Origin of the sequence: Lysobacter sp. ISL-50, from assembly GCF_018612875.1 — a bacterium.
Classification (GTDB): domain Bacteria; phylum Pseudomonadota; class Gammaproteobacteria; order Xanthomonadales; family Xanthomonadaceae; genus Lysobacter.
This window is the reverse complement of the sequence record NZ_JAGGRI010000019.1, coordinates 126,710-149,415: the sequence shown is the minus strand read 5'-3', so window position 1 is coordinate 149,415 and position 22,706 is coordinate 126,710. Positions and strand designations below refer to the sequence as shown.

The 22,706-nt window shown below is 66.8% G+C and carries 11 protein-coding genes; 3 read left to right on the top strand and 8 right to left on the bottom strand.

Annotated elements, in window-relative coordinates:
* Nucleotides 1-125 precede the first annotated feature (125 nt).
* Complete coding sequence (gene acnA, locus J7J50_RS12380; protein WP_215057921.1) at nucleotides 126-2,891, top strand: aconitate hydratase AcnA; 2,766 nt, start codon at nucleotides 126-128, stop codon at nucleotides 2,889-2,891.
* Between the two features lie 741 nt (nucleotides 2,892-3,632).
* Here the strand turns inward: acnA and J7J50_RS12375 are convergent.
* Nucleotides 3,633-4,193, bottom strand: a complete 561-nt coding sequence (locus J7J50_RS12375; RefSeq protein WP_215057920.1) for a nuclear transport factor 2 family protein — start codon at nucleotides 4,191-4,193, stop codon at nucleotides 3,633-3,635.
* Nucleotides 4,194-4,422: 229 nt separating this feature from the next.
* Here J7J50_RS12375 and J7J50_RS12370 point away from each other — a divergent pair, with 229 nt between their 5' ends.
* Both J7J50_RS12370 and J7J50_RS12365 read left to right on the top strand, forming a co-directional pair.
* On the top strand, nucleotides 4,423-6,102 hold the full coding sequence (locus J7J50_RS12370) for a long-chain fatty acid--CoA ligase (RefSeq protein ID WP_215057919.1): 1,680 nt from the start codon (nucleotides 4,423-4,425) through the stop codon (nucleotides 6,100-6,102).
* 180 nt (nucleotides 6,103-6,282) lie between these two features.
* Nucleotides 6,283-7,155: a crotonase/enoyl-CoA hydratase family protein gene (locus tag J7J50_RS12365; protein WP_215057918.1), complete on the top strand. Its 873-nt coding sequence runs from the start codon at nucleotides 6,283-6,285 to the stop codon at nucleotides 7,153-7,155.
* Nucleotides 7,156-7,206: 51 nt separating this feature from the next.
* Here the strand turns inward: J7J50_RS12365 and J7J50_RS12360 are convergent, their stop codons facing one another.
* The 7 genes from J7J50_RS12360 to J7J50_RS12330 form a co-directional block, all read right to left on the bottom strand.
* Nucleotides 7,207-9,396 (bottom strand): ATP-binding protein, encoded by a 2,190-nt coding sequence (locus tag J7J50_RS12360; RefSeq protein ID WP_215057917.1) that lies wholly within the window; start codon nucleotides 9,394-9,396, stop codon nucleotides 7,207-7,209.
* Between the two features lie 3 nt (nucleotides 9,397-9,399).
* On the bottom strand, nucleotides 9,400-10,458 hold the full coding sequence (locus J7J50_RS12355; protein ID WP_057942810.1) for a two-component system response regulator: 1,059 nt from the start codon (nucleotides 10,456-10,458) through the stop codon (nucleotides 9,400-9,402).
* A gap of 311 nt (nucleotides 10,459-10,769) precedes the next feature.
* Entirely contained in the window at nucleotides 10,770-12,287 is a 1,518-nt protein-coding gene (lysS, locus tag J7J50_RS12350; RefSeq protein ID WP_215057916.1) for a lysine--tRNA ligase, read from the bottom strand.
* A gap of 272 nt (nucleotides 12,288-12,559) precedes the next feature.
* A protein-coding gene (gene prfB / locus J7J50_RS12345; protein WP_215057915.1) for a peptide chain release factor 2 occupies nucleotides 12,560-13,688 on the bottom strand; the annotation gives its coding sequence in 2 pieces (ribosomal slippage) (nucleotides 12,560-13,612 and nucleotides 13,614-13,688; 1,128 coding nt in all).
* Nucleotides 13,689-14,071: 383 nt separating this feature from the next.
* Nucleotides 14,072-16,681: a glycoside hydrolase family 2 protein gene (locus tag J7J50_RS12340; RefSeq protein ID WP_251044520.1), complete on the bottom strand. Its 2,610-nt coding sequence runs from the start codon at nucleotides 16,679-16,681 to the stop codon at nucleotides 14,072-14,074.
* A 480-nt stretch (nucleotides 16,682-17,161) separates the two neighbouring features.
* Nucleotides 17,162-20,065, bottom strand: a complete 2,904-nt coding sequence (locus J7J50_RS12335; RefSeq protein ID WP_215057913.1) for a TonB-dependent receptor — start codon at nucleotides 20,063-20,065, stop codon at nucleotides 17,162-17,164.
* Between the two features lie 166 nt (nucleotides 20,066-20,231).
* Nucleotides 20,232-22,646, bottom strand: a complete 2,415-nt coding sequence (locus J7J50_RS12330) for a family 20 glycosylhydrolase (protein WP_215057912.1) — start codon at nucleotides 22,644-22,646, stop codon at nucleotides 20,232-20,234.
* Nucleotides 22,647-22,706 lie beyond the last annotated feature (60 nt).

Genomic DNA, 22,706 nt, shown 5'->3' with positions numbered 1-22,706 from the left:
GCGCAGCATCAAGTGGTGGATAATCCGGCTCACCGACCCGCTGCGCACCGCGCCGCCCGGTCCCCCGCAAGCAGCGCTTCGCCCGGTGCGAGGCGCGCGCCAGCACCTCCACAGGAGTTCATCGCATGAGCGACTCGTTTTCCACCCGCCGCCAGTTGTCCGTCAACGGCCGCGACTACACCTATTTCAGCCTGCCGGCGCTGGGCGAGCGCTACGACATCGCCCGCCTGCCCTATTCGATGAAAGTCCTGCTGGAGAACCTGCTGCGCCACGAAGACGGCGGCATGACGGTCGGCAAGGAACACATCGAAGCGGTCGCGCAATGGGACGCGAAAAAAGAGCCCGACCAGGAAATCGCTTTCATGCCCGCGCGCGTGGTCCTGCAGGACTTCACCGGCGTGCCCTGCGTGGTCGATCTGGCGGCGATGCGCGATGCGGTCGGCAAGCTCGGCGGCAACGCCCGCCAGATCAATCCGCTGATCCCGTCCGAGCTGGTCATCGACCACTCGGTCCAGGTCGATGTGTTCGGCAGCCCGGAAGCGCTGGACCTCAACGGCAAGATCGAATTCCAGCGCAACAAGGAACGCTACAGCTTCCTGCGCTGGGGCCAGAAGTCGTTCGAGAATTTCAAGGTGGTGCCGCCCAACACCGGCATCGTCCATCAGGTGAACCTGGAGAACCTGGCGCGCGTGGTCATGGGCCGCGAGGTCGATGGCGACTTGCTGGCGTTCCCCGACACCGTGTTCGGCACCGACAGCCACACCACCATGATCAACGGCATCGGCGTGCTCGGCTGGGGCGTGGGCGGCATCGAGGCCGAGGCCGCGATGCTGGGCCAGCCCTCCTCCATGCTGATTCCGCAGGTGGTCGGTTTCAAACTCAGCGGCCAGCTGCCCGAAGGCGCGACCGCGACCGACCTGGTCCTGACCGTGACCCAGATGCTGCGCAAGCACGGCGTGGTCGGCAAGTTCGTGGAATTCTTCGGCGACGGCCTGCAGCACCTGCCGCTGGCCGATCGCGCCACCATCGCCAATATGGCGCCGGAATACGGCGCGACCTGCGGCATCTTCCCGATCGACGCCGAGTCGGTCACCTACCTGCGCCTGTCGGGCCGCTCGGAAGAACAGATCGCCCTGGTCGAAGCCTATGCCAAGGCCCAGGGCCTGTGGCACGAACCCGACCAGCCGCATGCGACCTACTCGGCCACGCTCGAACTCGACCTGGGCGACGTGCGTCCGTCGATGGCCGGCCCCAAGCGCCCGCAGGACCGCGTGCTGCTGGAAAACGTGCACACCAATTTCCAGGAAAACCTCGGCCCGCTGGTCGCCAACCGCAAGTCCAGGGTCGGCTGCGCGATAGAGGAACTCAAAGGCGAAGGCGGCGACCAGCCGCAGGCGCAGCAACTGGCCGCCAAGCCGGTATCGAAGATCCGCATCAAGGATCAGGACGCCGAATTGTCCGACGGCTCGGTGGTGATCGCCGCGATCACCTCGTGCACCAACACCTCCAACCCGGCGGTGATGCTCGGCGCCGGCCTGCTCGCGCGCAACGCGGCGAAGCTGGGGTTGAAGTCCAAGCCCTGGGTCAAGACCTCGCTCGGCCCGGGCTCGCTGGTGGTCACCGATTACCTGAAGAAAGCCGGCGTGCTGGCCGAACTGGAAAAGCTCGGCTTCTACGTGGTCGGTTACGGCTGCACCACCTGCATCGGCAACTCCGGCCCGCTCCCGGACGAAGTGTCTAAGGGCATCGCCGAACACGAACTGGTGGTGGCCTCGGTGCTATCGGGCAACCGCAACTTCGAAGGCCGCGTGCATCCGGAAGTCAAAGCCAACTACCTGGCCTCGCCGCCGCTGGTGGTCGCCTATGCCATCGCCGGCACGGTCAACATCGACCTCACCCACGACCCGATCGGCAAGAGCAGCGACGGCAAGGACGTGTACCTGCGCGACATCTGGCCTACGAACAAGGAAATCGGCGACATGATCGCCGCGACCGTCGGCCCGGAGCTGTTCGCGCAGAACTACGCCGACGTGTTCAAGGGCGACACGCGCTGGAACCAGATCGAATCGCCCGACGGCGAATCGTTCCAGTGGGATTCGTCCTCGACCTACATCAAGAACCCGCCCTACTTCGACGGCATGACCATGGACGTGGGCAGCATCGACGACGTGCACGGCGCGCGGGTGATGGGCCTGTTCGGCGATTCGATCACCACCGATCACATCTCGCCGGCCGGCAACATCAAGAAGGATTCGCCGGCGGGCCGTTTCCTGCAGGAGCGCGGCGTGCAGCCGGCCGACTTCAACAGCTACGGCAGCCGTCGCGGCAACGACGATGTGATGGTACGCGGCACCTTCGCCAACATCCGCATCAAGAACCTGATGTTCGGCGGCGAAGAAGGCGGCAACACGCTGTATTTCGGCAAGCACGGCGGCCAGGGCGAGAAGCTGGCGATCTACGACGCGGCGATGAATTACAAGGCCGACGGCGTGCCGCTGGTGGTGTTCGCCGGCAAGGAATACGGCACCGGCTCCTCGCGCGACTGGGCGGCCAAGGGCACCAACCTGTTGGGCGTCAAGGCGGTGATCGCGGAAAGCTTCGAGCGCATCCACCGCTCCAACCTGGTCGGCATGGGCGTGCTGCCCTTGCAGTTCAAGGATGGCGAGAACGCGCAGAGCCATGGGCTGGACGGCTCGGAAGTCATCGACGTGATCGGCCTGGAGGACGGCAAGGCCAAGACCGCGACCGTCGTGGCCAGGAAGGCCGACGGCAGCGAGCGGACGTTCGAGGTGAAGGTGTTGCTGCTGACGCCGAAGGAAGTCGAGTACTTCCGGCATGGCGGGATTTTGCATTACGTGCTTAGGCAACTTGCGGCGAAGAAGGTCGCCTAAGTCCGGCTTGCTTCCTCTCCCGCTCCCTCTCCCGCTTGCGGGGTGAGTGGGCGCTGCTTGCGAGCCACTGGCTGGCGCGTCCACGAACGCCCAAACGCTATGCGTTTGGGCCGGGGTGGGTTGGGGTGAGGGCCGGCCGTGATTCCGCACAGGCACCTCTTGCGGCGAAGAAGGTCGCCTAAGTCCGGCTTGCTCCCTCTCCCTCTCCCGCTTGCGGGGTGAGTGGGCGCTGCTTGCGAGCCACTGGCTCGCGCGTCCACGAACGCCCAAACGCTATGCGTTTGGGCCGGGGTGGGTTGGGGTGAGGGCCGTGATTCCGCACAGGCACCTCTTGCGGCGAAGAACGTCGCCTAAGTCCGGCTTGCTCCCTCTCCCTCTCCCGCTTGCGGGGTGAGTGGGCGCTGCTTGCGAGCCACTGGCTCGCGCGTCCACGAACGCCCAAACGCTATGCGTTTGGGCCGGGGTGGGTTGGGGTGAGGGCCGGCCGTGATTCCGCACAAGCACCTCTTGCGGCGAAGAACGTCGCCTAAGTCCGGCTTGCTCCCTCTCCCACTTGCGGGAGAGGGTTGGGGTGAGGGCCCGCCGTGATTCCGAACAGTCACCTCACCTCGTGCCCTCATCCGCCCCCCGCCTTCGCGGGGGCAGGCTCTATCGGGCACCTTCTCCCGCAAGCGGGAGAAGGACAGTTAGCGATGCATCATCGCTCGATCGCCACCACGCCGAACCCGCGCTACAACCGCGCTACAACCGCGGCGTCCACTGCGCCGAAGTCATCCGCCACTCGCCATCCTCTTCGCGCCAGCCGGTCTGCACTTCGTACAACTGCGCCGCATCCGGCAGCACCTGGCCCGAGCCGCCGCTGAGCGCCGCGTTGAAACGCACCGTGGCGTGGCCCGGTTGCAGATTCACATCGAGGCCGACGATCTTGATCCCGACAGCGCGGTAACGCAGAAAACTCGCCGCGGCCAGCCGCCGCGCGCTGGCGCGATCCAGCCCGTCGGGGCCGACGAAGTCTTTCGACAATTGCGCATCGATCGCCGAGGCGTCGCGTTTTTCGATCGCGCCCTGCAATTGCTCCATCGCCGCGCGCAGGCGCTGCTCCGGCGGCGCGCCCGGGCCGCAAGCGGCGAGCAGCGCCAGCAACGCCGGCAGCCACATCGCGCGCAAGGCGCGGGCGGCGACCGCGCCCCTCCCCGCCCGGCCGCGCCCGCCCGGCCCGCCCACACGGCGAACTTTCGCCGGGTTCGCGCGGCGTCCAAGCCCGGGCCGACCGGTGTCGGCGAAGCGCTGTGCGTGGGTCATCGCGGGTGTTCTCCGTGGAAGGCGTCGGGTAATCGCACGATCGTTCGACTCGGTCGCGGCTGCGCGATCCTGACAGGTTCCAGGTGCCGCGGACAACGCCGGGACTGCGCCGGCGGGCGCCGCCTTGCCAGCCAGTAGAGCCTATGCTCCAATCGAGAAAACACCGTACGCCGGCGCACACAGCGGGGCCTACGATCAGAATCGACTAGCGATTAACGAGGGGATCGCGATGAGTTCCGAACGTCCGTGGCTTGCCCACTATCCGCAAGGCGTGCCGGCGCAGATCGACGTGGAGGAGTTTCCTTCCGTGGTATCGGTGCTGGAAAACGCGATCGAGAATTACCGCGACCGTCCCGCTTTCTCCAATTTCGGCAAGCAGCTGACCTACGCGGACATCGACCGCCTCAGCGCCCAGTTCGCCGCCTACCTGCTCGGCGAGCTCAAGCTCAAGAAGGGCGATCGCGTCGCGATCATGATGCCCAACTGCCTGCAGTACCCGATCGCGACCTTCGGCGTGCTGCGCGCCGGCCTGACCGTGGTCAACACCAATCCGATGTACACCCCGCGCGAGCTCAAGCACCAGCTCGAGGACTCCGGCGCGAAGGTGATCTTCGTGCTCGACAACTTCGGCAAGACCGTGCAGGACGTGGTCGCCGGCACCGACGTGAAGGTCATCGCCACCGGCCTGGGCGACATGATCGGCGGGCTCAAGGGCCCGATCATGAACTTCGTGCTGAAGTACGTGAAAAAGATGGTGCCCGACTACGACATCCCGGGCGCGGTGCGGTTCCACGACACGCTCACCCTGGGGCAGATGCACAAGCTGCCCGAGATCGAGATCGCGCCGGGCGACATCGCCTTCCTGCAGTACACCGGCGGCACCACCGGCGTGGCCAAGGGCGCGATGCTCACGCACCGCAACCTGGTGGCGAACATGCAGCAGGCGGCGGCCTGGGTCGGCGCCAACGCCAAGCTGGGCGAGGAAATCATCATCACCGCGCTGCCGCTGTACCACATCTTCGCGTTGACGGCGAACGGCCTGGTCTTCATGAAGTTCGGCGGGCTCAACCACATGATCACCAACCCGCGCGACATGCCGGCGTTCGTGAAGGAGCTCAAGAACACCCCGTTCACCGCGATCACCGGCGTCAACACGCTGTTCAACGGCCTGCTCAACACACCGGGTTTTTCCGAGGTCGATTTCTCCAAGCTGCACCTGACCCTGGGCGGCGGCATGGCCGTGCAGCGCTCGGTCGCCGAGCGCTGGAAGCAGGTCACCGGCATCACCCTGATCGAGGCCTATGGCCTGACCGAAACCTCGCCGGCGGCGTGCATCAACCCGATGGACCTGCCCGAGTACAACGGCGCGATCGGCCTGCCGATCTCCTCCACCGACGCCTGCGTCAAGGACGAGGAAGGCCGCATCCTGGCGATGGGCGAAGTCGGCGAGCTGTGCATCAAGGGCCCGCAGGTGATGAAGGGGTACTGGCAGAAGCCGGAGGAGACCGCCAAGGTCATCGACGAGGACGGCTGGCTGCACACCGGCGACATGGCCAAGATGGACGAGAAAGGCTTTTTCTACATCGTCGATCGCAAGAAGGACATGATCCTGGTCTCGGGCTTCAACGTGTATCCCAACGAGATCGAGGACGTCATCGCGATGATGCCCGGGGTGCTGGAAGTCGCCGCGGTCGGCGTGCCCGACGACAAGTCCGGCGAGGCGGTCAAGGTGGTCATCGTCAAGAAGGACCCCGCGCTCACCGCCGAGGAGGTCAAGGCCCATGCGCGCGCCAACCTGACCGGCTACAAACACCCCAAGTTCGTCGAATTCCGCAAGGAACTGCCCAAGACCAACGTCGGCAAGATCCTGCGCCGGGAGTTGCGCGACGCGCCGCCGACCGGACACTGAATCCGCGCCTGGCCGGAACCTTTTGGCTCCGGATCGACGCCTCCAAGCCCCCGCACGGATCTCCTCCTTGCGGGGGCTTCATTTTAGGTGCATAGAATCCTCGGTCCCGGACGCAGCCCACCACCACACACAAGCCGTCCTGATGCGGCCGGCGGGACGGCTCTTACCGGAGATACCGCCATGTCCGTCGTACAACCCTTTCCTCGCCCGCATTCCGGCCGCACTCTGCGCATCGTCGAAGAGTTCGATCGGGACGTGTACTGGTGCCACATGCACGCGAACCTGGCGCGCGCGCCCGGACGCGCGTGCTTCACGCCGTCGTTGATCGACGACATCCTGTCTTACCAGCGTCATCTCGGCGAACGGATGCGCCAGGGCGACCGCGACGGCCTCGCCCACGTGGTCCTGGCCTCGGATCACGACGTGTTCAATCTCGGCGGCGATCTGGAGCTGTTCTGCCGGCTGATCCGCGAACGCGACCGCGACGGCCTGCTCGACTACGCGCGCCAGTGCGTGCGCGGCGTGCACGCCTTCCACGCCGGCCTCGGCGCGGGCGTGCACTCCATCGCCCTGGTCCAGGGCAACGCGCTCGGCGGCGGCTTCGAGGCGGCGCTGAGCTGCCACACCATCGTCGCCGAAGCCGGCGCGCTGATGGGCCTGCCCGAGGTCCTGTTCGACCTGTTCCCGGGCATGGGCGCGTATTCGTTCCTGTGCAAGCGCATCGCCCCGCGCCAGGCCGAGCGACTGATGCTCGAAGGCGATCTGTACACGGCCGAAGAGTTGCACGCGATGGGCGTGGTCGACGTGGTCGCGCCGCGCGGCCAGGGCCTGCAGGCGGTCGAGGAAGTGATCCGCGCCAACCGGCGGGTGCCGCACGCGCGCGCGGCCATGCATCAGGTGCGCGAACTGGCCCAGGGCGTGAGCCTGGAGGAGATGATGAAGATCACCGAGATCTGGGTGGATACCGCGATGCAACTGGGCGACAAGTCGCTGCGCACGATGGATCGCCTGGTTCGCGCGCAATCGCGCCGCACGGGAATCGAAGCCGCCTGATGCCAGTCCGGGAGCGCGCGCTCGCCGCCGCTGCCGCATCAGGGGGATGAATCAGGGGGAACGCTCGCTGTCGTCGCGAGCGTGACGGGACCGCTCGCGCGAGTCGAGCGCCGTCCGCCCCTGGGCCAGGCGCTCGCCCAGACCGGACACCCGCGATTGCCATTCGCGCGGCATCTGCTGGTCGATCAAGTGCATCAACTCGCCGCTGGCCGAGGCCAGCCGCACCAAACCCAGATTGCTGGCCACGCCCTTGAGCGCGTGGGCATGCTCGCGGACCCGGTCCCAATCACCCTGCCTGCCGGCCACGCCGAGCGCGCTCACGCAGGCGTCCGCGTCGCGCAGGCACTGGCGGACGAATTCGCGTTCGAAGCCCTCGCCCATGCCGAGCGCACCCAGTTCGTCCAGGATCGCCGCATCGAGCACCTGATCGCCGCTCACGTATGAGGCGGCGCGCGTCATCGGCGCGATCAGCGGGCCGTTGACCCGCGCGCTGGAGGCGATGTCGGCCAGGGTGTCTAGCAGGCGCGAGGTCGCCACCGGCTTGGACAGGAAGGCGCGGGCGCCGGCGCGTTCGCAGGCCTGGATCGATTCGGGCGTGACGTCGGCGCTGAACACAATCACCGGGGTGCGCCGGCCGCCGCTGCCGGCTTCCATCACCCGCAGCTCGCGCAGCAGGTCCAGGCCGCTGACGCCGGGCATGTGCAGATCGACGATGACCGCGTCGTAGTCCGAACTGGCCAACGCCTCCAGCACCGCCTCGCCGCCATCCACGCATATCGCGCGATGGCCGGCTTTCTGCAGCAGGCGGGTGATCACCATGCGGTTGGCTTCGTGATCGTCCGCGACCAGCAGCGACAGGCTGCGCACGCGGGCGCGGTGGCGCAGGAACGGATCGGAAAACGCGATCACGTTCTCCGGGGTTTCCTTGACCGCGGCCTCGGCGCCGGCGAGCGCGGGCTTGTACGGGTCCGCGGCGGGCGCGGCGACGCTGTCGAACGGCAGTTCGACCCAGAACCGGCTGCCGCGCTGCTCGGTGCTTTCGAACCCGATGCTGCCGCCCATCGCCTCGGTCAGGCCCTTGGCGATGGTAGTGCCAAGGCCGGTGCCGCCGTAACGCCGGGCCAGGCCGACGTCGGCCTGCTCGAAGGCCTCGAACAACCGCTTGCGCACCGCCACCGGGATGCCGATGCCGGTATCGGTGACGGTGAAGCGCAGGCGCAGGCCGCCGCTGTCGGCATCGCCGGCCAGCATCACTTCCAGCCGAACCGAGCCTTCGTCGGTGAACTTCACCGCATTGCCGGCCAGATTCAGCAGCACCTGGCGCAGATGCACCACGTCGCCGCGCAAGCTCTGCGGCACGTCGTCGGCGATCCGCGATTCGTAGCGCAACTGCTTGGCCCGCGCCTGCGGCTGCAGGATCAGGCCGATGCCTTCGACCAGCTCGCGCGGCTCGAACTCGACCAGATCCAGGCGCAGCTTGCCGGCCTCGATCGCGGAGATGTCCAGCACGTCCTCGACCAGCGACAGCAGGCTGCGCGTGGAGGCCTGGATGGTGTTGAGGCACTCGCGCTGCTCGCTGTCCAGGCGCGTGGTCGCCAGCAGCTCGGACATGCCGGCCAGGCCGTTGAGCGGGGTGCGGAATTCGTGGCTCATGTTGGCCAGGAACCGGCTCTTGGCCTCGTTGGCGCGGCGCGCATCCTCGACCGCGCGGGTCAGCGCGTTGAGCAGCGAATCGAAATACAGCGGCACCGCGGTCAGGCCGATCAGCAGCCCCCACGATAGATACGGATTGGCGCGCCAGTACGGCGAAATCATGATCACGCAGAAGAACGACAACGACGCCAGCGCGGTGGCGATGCGCAGATAGCGGTTGCCGTAGCGCATGCCGTTGCCGATGGTCACCCACAGGTAGACCGCGTACAGCGGCGAGGCCGGCTCGCCTTCGATGCACATGATCGCGCCCATCGCGCTGTAGTCGGTGAGCATGCCGATCCAGCGCCGCGCGTGCGAAACGCCGGGGCGCATCACGATGGCGACCATCAGCCCGACCGCGACGGTGAGCTCGCCGATCAGGATCAGCCAGGTCGCCGGCAAGGTGTCGCCGACGTCCTGGCCCAGGTAGCGCCAACCCAGGTAGGCGATGAACAAGGCGGTGATGACCACGCGCACCAGGTTCTGCGCATGCTCGCTGTCGGGCCGTTGCGAGAGGCGCTTTCTGACCTTGCCGAGAATGGCGAGCATCGGCTACTCCAAGCCGGGGCGGGTAGAACTCGTCGAATAGCGTTGGCAGATTTCGTCGAGCCGGGCGCGGCTGCGGATCAGCGCGTCCACGCAGCGCGGATCGAACAGACGCCCGCGTTGGGCGTACATATACCCCAAGGCGGCGTCCACGTCCCAGGCTTTTTTATACGGACGCGGCGAAATGAGAGCATCGAACACGTCCGCGACCGCCACGATGCGCGCTTCCAGCGGAATTTCATCGCCGATCAGGCCGTCGGGATAGCCCGAACCGTCGTAGCGTTCATGATGGCGCAGAGCGATCAGGGCGCCGGCCTGAATGAAGCGGTTCTGGCTGCCGCTGAGCAGTTCGTAGCCGATCTTGGGATGGCGGCGCATGATCGCCGTCTCCTCCTCGGTCAGCGGGCCGGGCTTCATCAGCACCGCGTCGGGAATGGCGATCTTGCCGATATCGTGCAGCGGCGCGGCCATCTCGATGACCCGGATCTCGTCCTCGAACATGCCCAGTTGCTCGGCGATGAGGCCGGCGATGTGGGCCATGCGCTCCAGGTAGGCGCTGGTGCCGGCGTCGCGGAATTCGATCGCGCGCGCCAGCCGCGACAAGGTCTCGCGCTCGCGCTCCTCGACCTCGTGCATGCTCGACAGCAGCCGCTGTTCCAGCGACAGCGCGCGTTGCTTGACGTTCTCTGACTGCTGGCGCAGTTGCAGCAGGTTGCGGCAGCGCGCGCGCAGTTCGCGCGGGCGCACCGGCTTGACCAGGAAATCGATGACCCCGGCTTCCAGCGCGGCCTGGCGCACCGGCTCGTCGCCGACCACGGTGACCAGGATGATCGGGATGTCGCGGTGCATCGGCAGGCGGCGGAAGCGGCGCGCGAACTCCAGGCCGTCGATGCCGGGCATGCGGTAGTCGAGCAGCAGCAGATCCGGTTGGTGGCTCTCGCACCAGGCCAGCGCGGCTTCGGGCTCGCCGAAGTCGTGCACGGACAACTCGGACGCGATGTCCTCGATGATGTGGCGCAGCATCGTCCGCGCGGACGTTTGGTCATCGACGATAACGACGTTCACACACCGGTACCCGTAGTGAGACCGCCCCCTGCGGCGGCCGACCTGGGAGCATACCCCGCCGCGTAGCCCAAGACAGCCGCCGAAAGTCCCGGCACATTTCGCTTGGGCCGGCGTTCACCTGATCCGGAGCCGCAATGCGCGCCGTTCATCACGGTTTACACGCAAACGGCCTGCAGGAACGGCCAACCGATGCTGGCCGCGGCGAAGTGTAGGCCGCGTTGTGCGGCCGCGCTCTGGGCCCGATGCGGCCCAGGCCGGCCGCAATGGCCGGCGCGGCCGGTGCGGCCGGCGCGCTCAAGCCCGCGCGCTCATCAACCACCGCTTTCCGGGCGCATGTACGGGAACAGCAGCACGTCGCGGATCGAGGACGAACCGGTCAGCAGCATCACCAGACGATCGATGCCCACGCCCAGGCCGCCGGTCGGCGGCAGGCCCACTTCCAGCGCGCGGATGTAGTCGGCATCGAAGTGCATGGCCTCGTCGTCGCCGCCGGCCTTCTGCTCGACCTGGGCCTGGAAACGCGCGGCCTGGTCTTCCGGGTCGTTGAGTTCGGAGAAGCCGTTGGCCAGTTCCTTGCCGCCGATGAACAGTTCGAAGCGGTCGGTGAGTTCCGGATCGATGTCGTTGGCGCGCGCCAGCGGGCTCACCTCGACCGGATGATCGGTGATGAAGGTCGGCTGGATCAGCGTGTGCTCGACGGTCTTCTCGAAGATTTCCAGCAGCAACTTGCCCCAGCCGTAGGAGGCCTTGGCCGGTACCTTGAGGCGCGCGCAGTGGGCGCGCATGGCGGTCAGGTCGCGCAGTTCCTCGCGCTTGATTTCCGGGTTGTGCTCCAGCACCGCGTCGATCATCGACCAGCGCCGGAAGCCCGGGCCCAGGTCGATCGCGTTGCCGTCCCACTCGACCTGGGTGGTGCCCAGCACGTCCTGCGCGGCGTGGCGGATCACCGCCTCGGTCAGATCCATGATCTCGGTGTAGGTGGCGTAGGCCTCGTACAGTTCGAGCATGGTGAATTCGGGGTTGTGCCGCGTTGACACGCCCTCGTTGCGGAAGTTGCGGTTGATCTCGTAGACCCGCTCCAGGCCGCCGACCACCAGGCGCTTGAGGTACAGCTCCGGGGCCACGCGCAGGTACAGATCCAGGTCCAGCGCGTTGTGGTGGGTGGTGAACGGCTTGGCCGCGGCGCCGCCGGGGATGTAATGCATCATCGGCGTTTCCACTTCCAGGAAACGGCGGCTGTCGAGCCAGGCGCGCATCGAGCGGATGATGCGCGAGCGCTTGACGAACACCTCGCGCGCGTCGGGCGAGACGATCAGATCGACGTAGCGCTGGCGGTAGCGCTGCTCCACGTCGGCCAGGCCGAACCAGCTGCTGGGCAGCGGCCGCAGCGACTTGGTCAGCAGGCGCAGCTGGTCGGCGCGCACCGACAGCTCGCCGGTCTTGGTCCGGGTCAGCGGACCTTGCGCGCCGATAATGTCGCCCAGGTCCCAGCCCTTGAAGGCCTCGTAGGCCTCGCCCAGTGCGTTGGATTGCAGGAACAACTGGATGCGCCCGGATTCGTCCTGGATCTGCACGAAGCTGGCCTTGCCCATCACCCGCTTGGCGACGATGCGCCCGGCCACGACCACCCGCTGCGCCTCGGCGTCGAGCGCTTCCTGGGTCCAGTGATCGGCGTCGCCGTAGCGCGTCTGCAGGTCGCCGACGTAGTCGCCGCGGCGGAAATCGTTCGGGAACGCGATGCCCTCGCCGCGCAAGGCCTTGAGTTTCGCCCGACGCTCGGCGATCAGATGGTTCTCGTCGATGGGCGGCAGGTGGTTGTCGTCGGTCATGGTCTTGGCGTTTGGGTAGGGCTTGGGGAAGCTTGAGGGGTGGAGAGTACTGAAGTCGCGGAGTCGGTGCTTGCGCGGGTGGCTGCAATGAGCACGGAGCGAGACGACGGCGGCGGCCTGGAAAGGTTTGGCGATCCGCGGAATGCCATCGAGTGACCGCCGCCCTTGCCACCGTCATCCCCGCGAAGGCGGGGATGACGACCTGAGAATCTCGCGGCAAACCGATGGTGCAGTGAGGCCGCCGAAGAAGGGTTCGGCGGAACGACGCGGCCTTACACCGCGTCGGTACGTTTCGAACCGACCTCCAGCCCCGATTTCAGGCTGGCCTCGACGAATTCGTCCAGATCGCCGTCGAGCACCTTCTGGGTGTCGCTGCGTTCGATGCCGGTGCGCAGGTCCTTGATCCGGCTCTGGTCGAGCACATAGTTGCGGATCTGGCTGCCCCAGCCGATGTCGGACTTGGTCGCCTCGACCGCGTCGCGCTCGGCGTTGCGCTTCTGGATTTCCAGCTCGTACAGCTTCGCGGCGAGCATCTTCATCGCGCGGTCGCGGTTGGCGTGCTGGCTGCGCTCGGTCTGGCAGGCGACCACGATGCCGCTGGGCACGTGGGTGATACGCACCGCCGACTCGGTCTTGTTGACGTGCTGGCCGCCGGCGCCGGAGGAACGGTAGACGTCGGTCTTCAGGTCGGCCGGATTGATGTCGATCTCGATCTTGTCGTCCACTTCCGGCGACACGAACACCGAGGTGAAGCTGGTGTGGCGGCGGTTGTCGGAGTCGAACGGCGACTTGCGCACCAGGCGGTGCACGCCGGTTTCGGTCTTGAGCCAGCCGTAGGCGAAATCGCCTTCCACGCGGAAGGTCGCCGACTTGATGCCGGCCACGTCGCCGCCGCTGACTTCCATCAGCTCGGCCTTCCAGCCGCGCGATTCGGCCCAGCGCAGGTACATGCGCAGGAGGATTTCTGCCCAGTCCTGGGCCTCGGTGCCGCCGGCGCCGGCCTGGATGTCGACGAAGGCCGACGCCGAGTCCATCTGCCCGGAGAACATGCGGCGGAACTCGAGCTTCTCGACTTCCTTCGCGTAACGCTCGACGTCCTCGACCACGGCCTGCGCGGTGGATTCGTCGTCTTCCATTTCCGCCAGTTCCAGCAGCTCCAGACCGCCGAGCAGGCCCTCGGTCAGGGTGCGGATGCCGTTGACGACCTTTTCCAGCGCGGCGCGCTCGCGGCCCAGGCCCTGGGCGCGCTCGGCGTTGTTCCAGATGTCCGGGCTTTCGAGTTCGCGGTTTACTTCTTCGAGACGTTCGACCTTGGCGTCGTAGTCAAAGATACCCCCTGAGCGAATCCAACCGGCCCTTGAGGTCGGCGATGCGCTGGCGGACGGGATTGAGTTCGATCATGTCCGGTGTCTGGATGCGGATGAACCGGCGATTCTAGCAAACTGGGTGGCGGGGTGGCTTGGGGAACCGAAGCGACGTGGGTGAGCGGCTTTTTCCGGAGCCTAGCTAATCGTAGGCGCTTGTCCGGGCTTGCGCGGCGGCTGGAGCAAATCCCCCCTTCCCCCCTTTTTCAAAGGGGGGAACAGCACGGGTAAGGGGGAAGAGCGCGGGAACGGGGGCAGCATGGGTGGGTGGTAGACGGGAGAGCCGGCTGTCGATACTGGAGCCCCAACCAAGCCCATCAATGAGCCCCCTTTGCAAAAGGGGGTCAGCGCCCGGCGCCCCCCCGAAGTCAGGCGACGCCCCAGCGCGGGGGATTTGCCCCACGCGCGACAGAACCCTCATCAGCGCCGATACAAAGACCGCAAATTCAACCCCTTCTGCAAGCCCGCCAGATCCGCCGCCGACCGCACCGCGATCTCCACCGTCTCCCCCGGCAGCAAGGTCAACGCATTGTCGGCCAGGCTCACGTCCTGATCGCCGAAATCCACCCACACCGCGCGCGCGAACTTATCCGCGTGGACGCTGAGCACATAGCCGTCGCCATCGCGGCGCAAGCGCGCGCTCAGCTTGGGGTCCGGCCACGCCAGCAGGCGCGACTCGGCGAAATACACCGCGCGGCGCGAGACCGTGCGGCCATCGACGATCAACTCGAACACCGCCGCGGTGCGTTTGGGATCGGCGCCGCCCAGCAGTTCGGCATCGCTCCACGAGCCAACACGCGTGGACGCCAACGCCGCCAAGGTCGCCGGCTTGCGCTCCTCGCGCAGCACGCGGCCCTCGAAATCCATCACCCGCATCCGCCACTCGCCCGCGACCGGCGCGATGCGATCGGACAACAGACTCAACTCGGTGCGGCCGCCGTCCGGGCCGGACACCCGGCGCAGCGGCGCGATCGCCAGTTCGGCGAAGAAACGCTTGGCGTGGAAATGCAGCGGCTTCCAGCGGCCGAAATAATCCAGGCTCGACCACGACGCGCCCGGCCAGACATCGTTCAACTGCCAATACAGCGAGCCCATCGTGCGCGGCCGCGAGGCGCGGTGATGCAAGGCCGCCAGTTCGATGCCTTCGGCCTGCACCTGCTGGCTGAGGTAAACGAAATCGGCGAAATCGCGCGGCTCGCCGTATTCGCCGCGGATGTACTTGAGCAGCCGCGTATTGCCGTCGCCGGCGAGGAATTTCTGGTGCGCGCGGATCACCGGCGTATCGATGCCCTGCTCGCCGGGCTGCGCGAACGCGGCGATGGTGCGCAGCGACGGCCAGCCTTGCAGGCCGTACTCGGACATGAAGCGCGGGGTTTCCTCCAGGTACGCGGTGGCCGGCAGCGCCGGGCCGCCCCACACGTCCCAGTAATGCTTGTCGCCGTTGTCGGAGTCGTTGGCTTTCTCGGCCAGATCGTTGCTCGGCGAACTGGACCAGTACGGCACGCCCGCGCCGTCCTCGGCCACGACCGCGCGCAGATCCTTGCCGAACAGCGCGACATAGCCCTCCCACACCGTCTGCGCGAACTTGGGATCGGCCTCGATCAGCTTCTTGCTGTGGCCCCAATCCTTCCACGCGGTTTCTTCTTCGTTGTTGCCGCACCACAGCACGATGCTGGGATGGTTGCGCAGCCGGCGCACGTTGTCGCGCGCCTCCGCGACCACATTGGCGCGGAACGCGGGGTCGTAGCCCGGCGGCATGCCGCCGCCGAACATGAAGTCCTGCCACACCAGCAGGCCCAGTTCGTCGGTCAGTTCGAAGAAGTCGTCGGATTCGTAATAGCCGCCGCCCCAGTTGCGGATCATGTTCATGTTGGCGTCGCGCGCGGACTGCAGGTCGCGGCGCAGGCGCTCGCGCGTGACCCGCGCCGGAAACGCGTCGAACGGAATCGCGTTGGCGCCCTTGGCGAACACCGGAATGCCGTTGATCACGAAGGCGAAGCCCTGCCCTTTCGCGTCGCGCTCGCGCCGCAGTTCGACGCTGCGCAGGCCGGTGCGGCGCTGCGCGCTGGCCTGCACTCCGTCGCGATCGCGGACCACGGCCTTGAAGGTGTACAGCGGCTGCTCGCCGTAGCCGACCGGATACCACAACTGCGGATCGGCGATGTTCACCGCGATGGCGACGCGGTTGACGCCGGCGCGCAGTCGCGCGGATTGGCTCAACGTCTTGCTGCGCGCCTGGGCGTCGGTGTATTCGATCTCGATCGTTGCCGCGTCGGCGCGGTCGCTGTGGATTTCCACTTCGACCGAGGTCTGCGCCGCCTGTTTGGAAACACGCTCGGGCCGCACATGCAGATCGCCGATGCGCAACCGGTCCCAGCTGTCCAGGCGCACGCCGCGCCAGATGCCGGCGGTGACGTAGCGCGGACCCCAGTCCCAGCCGTAGTGATAACCGGGCTTGCGCACGAAGTTGGCGGTCATCGCATCGCGCGGTTCGTCGCCGTAGGGCGAAGGATAGTTGCCGGCGATCTTGTTCGGCATCGCCTGCACCTGCGGCAGCAGGCGGCGGATCGGCGAATCGAAGACCACGCGCAATTCGTTGCCGCGCTCGCGCAGCTGGCCGTCCACCGGCACCCGCCAGGTGCGGAAGCTGTTGTCGGCCTTGAGCAGTTGCTTGCCGTTGAGGTAAATCGTGGCGAAGGTATCCAGGCCGTCGAACACCAGCTCGTTGTGCGCGCGCGCCAGGCTTGCCTGATCGACGTCGAACTGGCTGCGGTATTCCCATTGCGCCAGGCCGATCCATTGCAGCTGCGCTTCGCGCGCGCCGACGTAGGGATCGGGGATCAGCTTCGCGGCGAGCAAGTCGGTGTGTACATGGCCGGGGATGGTCGCGGCATGCCAGCCGGTCGCGTCCTGGTGTTCGGCGGCTTGCGGATCGTCCGGGGTCAGGCGGAATTGCCAGCCTTCGTGCAGCGACCGGCTGCTCAGCGGCGCGGCCTGGGCGGCGTAGGCCGCGAGCGCGGCGATCAGCATCAGGGCGATCGCGGCGAGGCTGCGCAGGCGCGAAACGGAATCAGACGAGGATCGGGCGTGGGGCATGCAGGCACCTGTGGATGGCGGGTGTTGCGGGAGTGCTATGGGCTTGCGCGGTTTTGGAACGAAAGGCATCGGGGCTGAAGCCCCTCCCACAAAAGACTTCGCGATTGCGCGGAACTCGGGTAACGAAAAGCATCGGGGCTGAAGCCCCTCCTACAAAAGACTTCGCTGCGGCGCAGAGTCTGAATAACGTCCAGAAAAAGCGGGAGCGCGTTTCTCGCGCTCCCGATCCGAAACCGGACAAGTCCTCGCGAACGCGCATTGCAAACGCGCCTTGAGGGGTACACCGCCTTGCCCGGGAGGTCCGCGACGCAACCGGCGCGCCCGACTGGAGGGCGTGCGCGCAGGTTCCGCCGCGGGGTACCGCCGATCGAACGGGCCCGGGCGGCCCGCTCGCTCGATTCCGATGTGCCGCGATCAATCGAACTTGTAAACGAACTCCGCCGAGATTTCACGGCCCACGCGCGAGAACACGCGCTCATTGGCGTAGGCGAAGAACTTCTTGTACGGGTCCTTGTAATCGGCCTCGTCGAGCAGGTTGTCGATGTACAGGTTGACCCGGGCCTGTTCGGTCAGCTGGTAACCCGCGCTCAGGTTGAAATACACCGGCGCCTTGAGCTTGCCGACCATGTGGCAGGAGGTGTCGGTCTGGCCGGGGAGAATCGGCGCGCACTCGTTGTAACCGTCGCCGTTGACGTGGCCGATGCGGTTGGCGAACAAGGTCGCGTTCCACGGGCCGCGGCTCCAGCTGGCGCTGGCGCGGGCGAAGGTGCGCACTTCCTTGTCGCGGTTCTCCTGCATCGGCGAACCCGGATCGCGCTGTTCGTTGTTCTTGAGCTGGTTGGTGTAGTTGAACTGGAAGCTGAAATCGCCGAAGCGGGTCGCCGGGATCTTGTAGCGCGCGGTCAGATCGACGCCGGCCACTTCGCGGTAAGCGATGTTGATCGGGCCGCTGAACACCGAGACCACCTGCCCGAGCGGATAATTCGGATCGGCCACGCCGAACGAATTGGTGCCCGGCGCGCTGCGGGTGACGCGCGAGACGATGTCCTGGCACGTCGAGGAGCCCGGGGTGACCTGCATGCGATCGCTGGCGCGGCGCGTGCGGCCGTTGCGGCACTGGCTTTCCAGATCGAGGATGTCGGCGATGTCGAAATCGCGGACCTGGTTGTCGATGGTCATGCGCCAATAGTCGGCGCTGAACGACAGGTTGTCGGTCGCGTCCCACACCAGGCCGGCGCTCCACGACTTGCCGGTCTCGCTGTCGAGCTTGAGGTTGCCGGTGCGGGCGATGTTGTGGCGGTAGTACAGCGCCTGCGAACTGCAATCCGGCCCGAGCCCGCGGCTGATGCAGGTCGCCACGTCGGAGTCTTCCTGGGTGCCGGTGCCGCTGGTGGCGAACAGGTAATGCATGTCCGGCGCGCGGAAGGTGGTGTTGTAAGCGCCGCGGATCAGCAGGCTTTGTATCGGACGCCACTCGATGCCGGCGTTCCAGGTAAAATTGCTCTCCTTGCGCGCGTCGTCGTCGTAACGGTCGAAGCGGCCGGCCGTGGTCACGTTGAGGGTCTTGAACACCGGCACCTTGAACTCGACGCCGACCGCGTAGCGCTTGCGTTCGCCGCCGCCCTGGTTGGTGCCGCCGGGCTGGTCGTAGAGCTTGTTCGGACCAAAGGTCTGCGGATCGGGGTTGAGGCGGTAGCCCTGCGAGCCGGCTTCGATCACGCCGGCGAAGCCGATCGGGCCGGCCGGCAGCTCGAACAGATCGCCGGTGACCGCGAACTGGGCCTGGTTCATCCACGATTCCGCGCTGCTCTTGCCGCGCGTGGTGAGCTGGCGGAAGGTGTCCGGCGTCATCGGGCTCCAGAACCGGTTCATGTCCAGGTTGTACACCGGCAAACCGTTGTTGGTGCCCAGTTGCGGCCCGAGGAAGTAACTGTCGACCGCGCCTTGCAGCATGCCCGGGAAGCTGAAGTCGACCTTGTACTCGGTGCGACCGACCGTGGCGTCCCAGTTGAAGCGCTCGCCGAAGCGGCCGCGCAGGCCGGCGGCGAGGTCCCAGGAACGCTCGCTGGTGTTGAACAGGAACGGATCGCGGCTGCCGGCTTCGGGCACGGTGAAGGCGCGGCGCGCTTGATAGGTGCCACCGGTGTTCTGGTCGTAGAACGCGCCGCCGCGGTTGAGTTCGAAGCGCAGCGCTTCGTCCTGGCGCGACTCGCCGTCGCTGTCCCACAGCGAAGCGCTGACCCAGGCCTGCATGCCGTTGTCGAAGTCGTAGGTGAAGTTGCCGAAGCCGGAGCGGTTGTCCGAGCCGTTGCGCAGACTCCACAGCGAGTTGCCGCGCGATTGCGAGCAGCTGTAGCCGGGGTACTCGGGCGCGTTGCCGTCGTTGCCGAGGAAGTTGTGCAGCGGCAGATCCTGGAAGCGGTCGCAGGCGCCGGCCGGCGGCGTGACGCGGCGCTTGGCGCCGGTGTCGATCAGCTCCACGCCCCACACCCACGGCCAGGGATCGTTGACCAGCGGCTTGACCGTGGCGGCCGGCTCCAGATCGGAGGCGAGGAAGCCGCGCTGGCCGGCGAAAATGGTTTCGCGACCGCTCAATTGCACGCCGTAGGTGGCGCTCCACTTCTCGCCGGTGCGCCCGCCCGTCCACGACAGGTCGTAGGAATCGCCGCCGCCGCGGGTGGTGGTGCCGCCCTTGATCCGAACTTCGTCGCCGTTGAAGTTCTTCTTCATGATGATGTTGATGACGCCGGCCATGGCGTCGGAGCCGTAGATCGCCGAGCCGCCGCTGGCCAGCACTTCGATGCGCTCCACCGCCGACATCGGAATGTTGTTGAAGTTGGCGAAGTTGCCGCGGCCTTCGTACGGCAAGGGATAGTCGGCGACGCGGCGGCCGTCGATCAGCAGCAGCGTGCGGCCGGGGCCGAGGTTGCGCAGGTTGAGCGGGCTGGCGTTGGGCGTGGGGCCCTTGTTGACGTCGGCCTGGACGGAACCGGTGACTTCCGTCAACGAGCTCAGCGCTTCGTACACGTTGGCGAAACCTTCGCGCTTGATCTGCTCGGTGGTGATCACCGTGACCGGCGCCGGACCTTCGATTTCCGCGCGCTTGATGCGCGAACCGGTGACGGTGATCTTGTCGATCGCCTTGACTTCGCCCGACGCGGCCGGCGCGGCGTCCTGCGCCTGCGCGAGCAGCGGCAGGTACAAGGCCGCGAGCGTCGCCGCGGTCAGGACGTTGCGATGCGCGAAGCCGCGCGAACGGCCCGGAATCTGTTGCGACGCATGGCCTTGGCTCGGCTTGCGGTTCTGATGCTGGCTCACTGGCTACCCCTCCCAATCGCGGCCGAACCCTCGGCCAAGGTTACGTTCGTGTGTGCGGGACCGGCGTACTCCGCGCCGCCCGATTTGGATCGATCTAAAACAACAGCAAAAAAAATCCCGCCGCGACATCCGTTCCGACTTCGTCCGCGCGCTTGAACGAAGGCATTCAATGCACCGCCTCGCGCGCGTCCAGCGGCCGCAGTTCCTGGCCCGGCGCCGCCGATTGCAGGCGCAGCGCCAACCCGCCTTCGCGCTGATACCAGTCGATGCGCAGGCGATGCCAACCGCGCCGCAGCGGCACCGAGGCGACCACGGTCTGGTCGTAGGTTTCGTTGCGGATCACCGGTTCGCCGTCGATGTACAAGGCTGAGCGATCGTCGCCCTGCAAGGCGTAGCGATACACGCCGTCGGCCGGCACTTCGATGAAGCCATCGAAGCGCACGCCGAAACGGTTCTTGCGACCGAAGGCGAGCACGTCCAGCGACGACGCCGCGCCCTGCGCCACCGGCGAGCCGGCGCGTTCGAATTCGTCCAGGCTGGAAAACAGACCTTCGTACACGCGATATCCCAGACCGCTTGCGGCGCGCGCCGGCTTGGCGAGCGCCGGCAGATAACTGCGATAACGCACGCTGGCGCTGTGCACCCCACTACGGCGGCCGTCGGCGAGTACGGTCACGGTGCGCAGTTCGCGCGACTGACCCAGCGGCACGACGACCTCGATCGGGCCTTGATAGACCGGCGAGGCTTCGCCCGGCTCGCTGCCGTCGAGGGTGTAGCGGATCGTGGCGCCGGGCACGGCCGGGGTCAGGGTGAAGCGGTGTTTGTACTCGCGCGCGTCGTCTTGCTCGATCTGCAGCGCATCGGTCAGGCCCTGCGGCGCGGGAATGCGATAGCCGACCTGCTCGCGATCCAGTTGCGGGAACTGGCCGCGCAGGCGGCGCTGGAAATCGCCGAAATCGCGATCGGGCTGCGGCGTCCACGCCACCTCGGCCAGCGCGAGCAGGCGCGGGAACACCATGTATTCGACCATCGCCGGGGTCTTGAGGTACTCGGTCCAGACATTGCCTTGCACGCCCAGCACATGCCGCGCCTGCGCGGCGTCGAGCACCTTCGGCACCGGGTCGTAGCCGTAGACCTTGTCCAGGCTCAGTTCGCCGCCCAGGTTCCACTGCTCGTGCGCGGCCGGGCCCTGGCCGTAATCGAAGTAGCAGCATTGGGTCGGGGTCATGATCACGTCGTGGCCCTGCTGCGCGGCGGCGATGCCGCCGGCCTCGCCGCGCCAGGACATCACCGTCGCGTCCGCGGCCAGTCCGCCTTCCAGGATCTCGTCCCAGCCGATGATGCGCTTGCCGCGCGAATGCAGGAACTTCTCCATGCGCTGGATGAAATAACTCTGCAGCTCGTGTTCGTCCTTCAGGCCTTCGCGGCGCATCACCGCCTGCGCGACCTCGCTGCTCTTCCAGCGCGTCTTCGGCGCTTCGTCGCCGCCGATGTGCACGAACGGCGCGGGAAACAGCGCGACCACTTCGTCGAGCACGTTTTCCAGGAACTTGAAGGTTTCTTCCTTCGGGCAGTAGATGTCGTCGTACACGCCCCAGTTGCCGCCGACCTCGAACGGCCCCGGCGTGCAGGCCAGTTCCGGATACGCGGCCAGCGCGGCGAGCGAATGGCCCGGCATCTCGATTTCCGGAATCACCATAATGTGGCGGGCGCGCGCATAGGCCACGACTTCGCGCACTTCGTCCTGAGTGTAGAAACCGCCGTAGGGCTGGCCGTCGCCGACATAAGGCTCGATGTTGCGCCCGAGCACGGTTTCCTTGCGCTTGGAACCGACGCTGGTGAGCTTGGGATAGCGCTTGATCTCGATGCGCCAGCCCTGGTCCTCGGTCAGGTGCCAATGGAAGGTGTTGAGCTTGTAGCGCGCCATCAGATCGACATAGCGCTTGATGAAGGCCAGCGGATACAGATGCCGGCCCACGTCCAGGTGCATGCCGCGATAGACAAAGCGCGGCTGGTCTTCGATGCTCAGCGCCTGCACGCGCAGCGATTGCGCGCCGCGCGCGACCGGCAGCAGTTGGCGCAAGGTCTGGTAGCCGTAGAACAGACCGGCGGGCGGGCCGGCCAGGCGGATGCCGCGCGCGGTGATCTCCAGCGAGTAGCGTTCCTTGGCGCGCGCATCGGCGTTGGCGGCGATCGGCTCGGCGACGAACTGCACGTAGCGGCTGGGATCGGCCTCGCCCTTGCGCGCCTGCGGGGCGCCGCTGCGCAGCGACAGTTGCAGGTCCTGGGTCGCGGCCAGCTCATCGCGCAGCAGATGGGCGACGGCGCGCGCTTCGGCATTGTTGGCGTAGATCGTCACCGCGGCGTCGAGGGCGAACTCGCCGTCGCCGCGTTGCAGCTTCGCCGGCAGCGGCACCAGTTCGGGCGCGAGGACGGCGGAACCGGCATTGGCCGCGGGCGTATTCGTCGCCGCCGCGTGCGCGTCGTGCGCCAGCGGCACCACGCCGATCGCCGCGCCGAACAGGCCGAGCACCGCGGCATGCAGTTTGGTTCGTCCTGATTTGGCCAATGCGTCTTTCATCTAGCTTGGGTCCTTACGGTTGCTTCGCTGCTCTTACCGGGGCGGCATGCTCGCGTTCCT

Bases quoted from the DNA above. Each gene is read 5' to 3' on its own strand.
- J7J50_RS12370 (WP_215057919.1), top strand. From the start codon at position 4,423: ATGAGTTCCGAACGTCCGTGGCTTGCCCACTATCCGCAAGGCGTGCCG.
- J7J50_RS12360 (WP_215057917.1), bottom strand. From the start codon at position 9,396: ATGCTCGCCATTCTCGGCAAGGTCAGAAAGCGCCTCTCGCAACGGCCC.
- J7J50_RS12340 (WP_251044520.1), bottom strand. From the start codon at position 16,681: ATGCTGATCGCCGCGCTCGCGGCCTACGCCGCCCAGGCCGCGCCGCTG.
- J7J50_RS12330 (WP_215057912.1), bottom strand. From the start codon at position 22,646: ATGAAAGACGCATTGGCCAAATCAGGACGAACCAAACTGCATGCCGCG.
- J7J50_RS12375 (WP_215057920.1), bottom strand. From the start codon at position 4,193: ATGACCCACGCACAGCGCTTCGCCGACACCGGTCGGCCCGGGCTTGGA.
- lysS (WP_215057916.1), bottom strand. From the start codon at position 12,287: ATGACCGACGACAACCACCTGCCGCCCATCGACGAGAACCATCTGATC.
- acnA (WP_215057921.1), top strand. From the start codon at position 126: ATGAGCGACTCGTTTTCCACCCGCCGCCAGTTGTCCGTCAACGGCCGC.
- J7J50_RS12365 (WP_215057918.1), top strand. From the start codon at position 6,283: ATGTCCGTCGTACAACCCTTTCCTCGCCCGCATTCCGGCCGCACTCTG.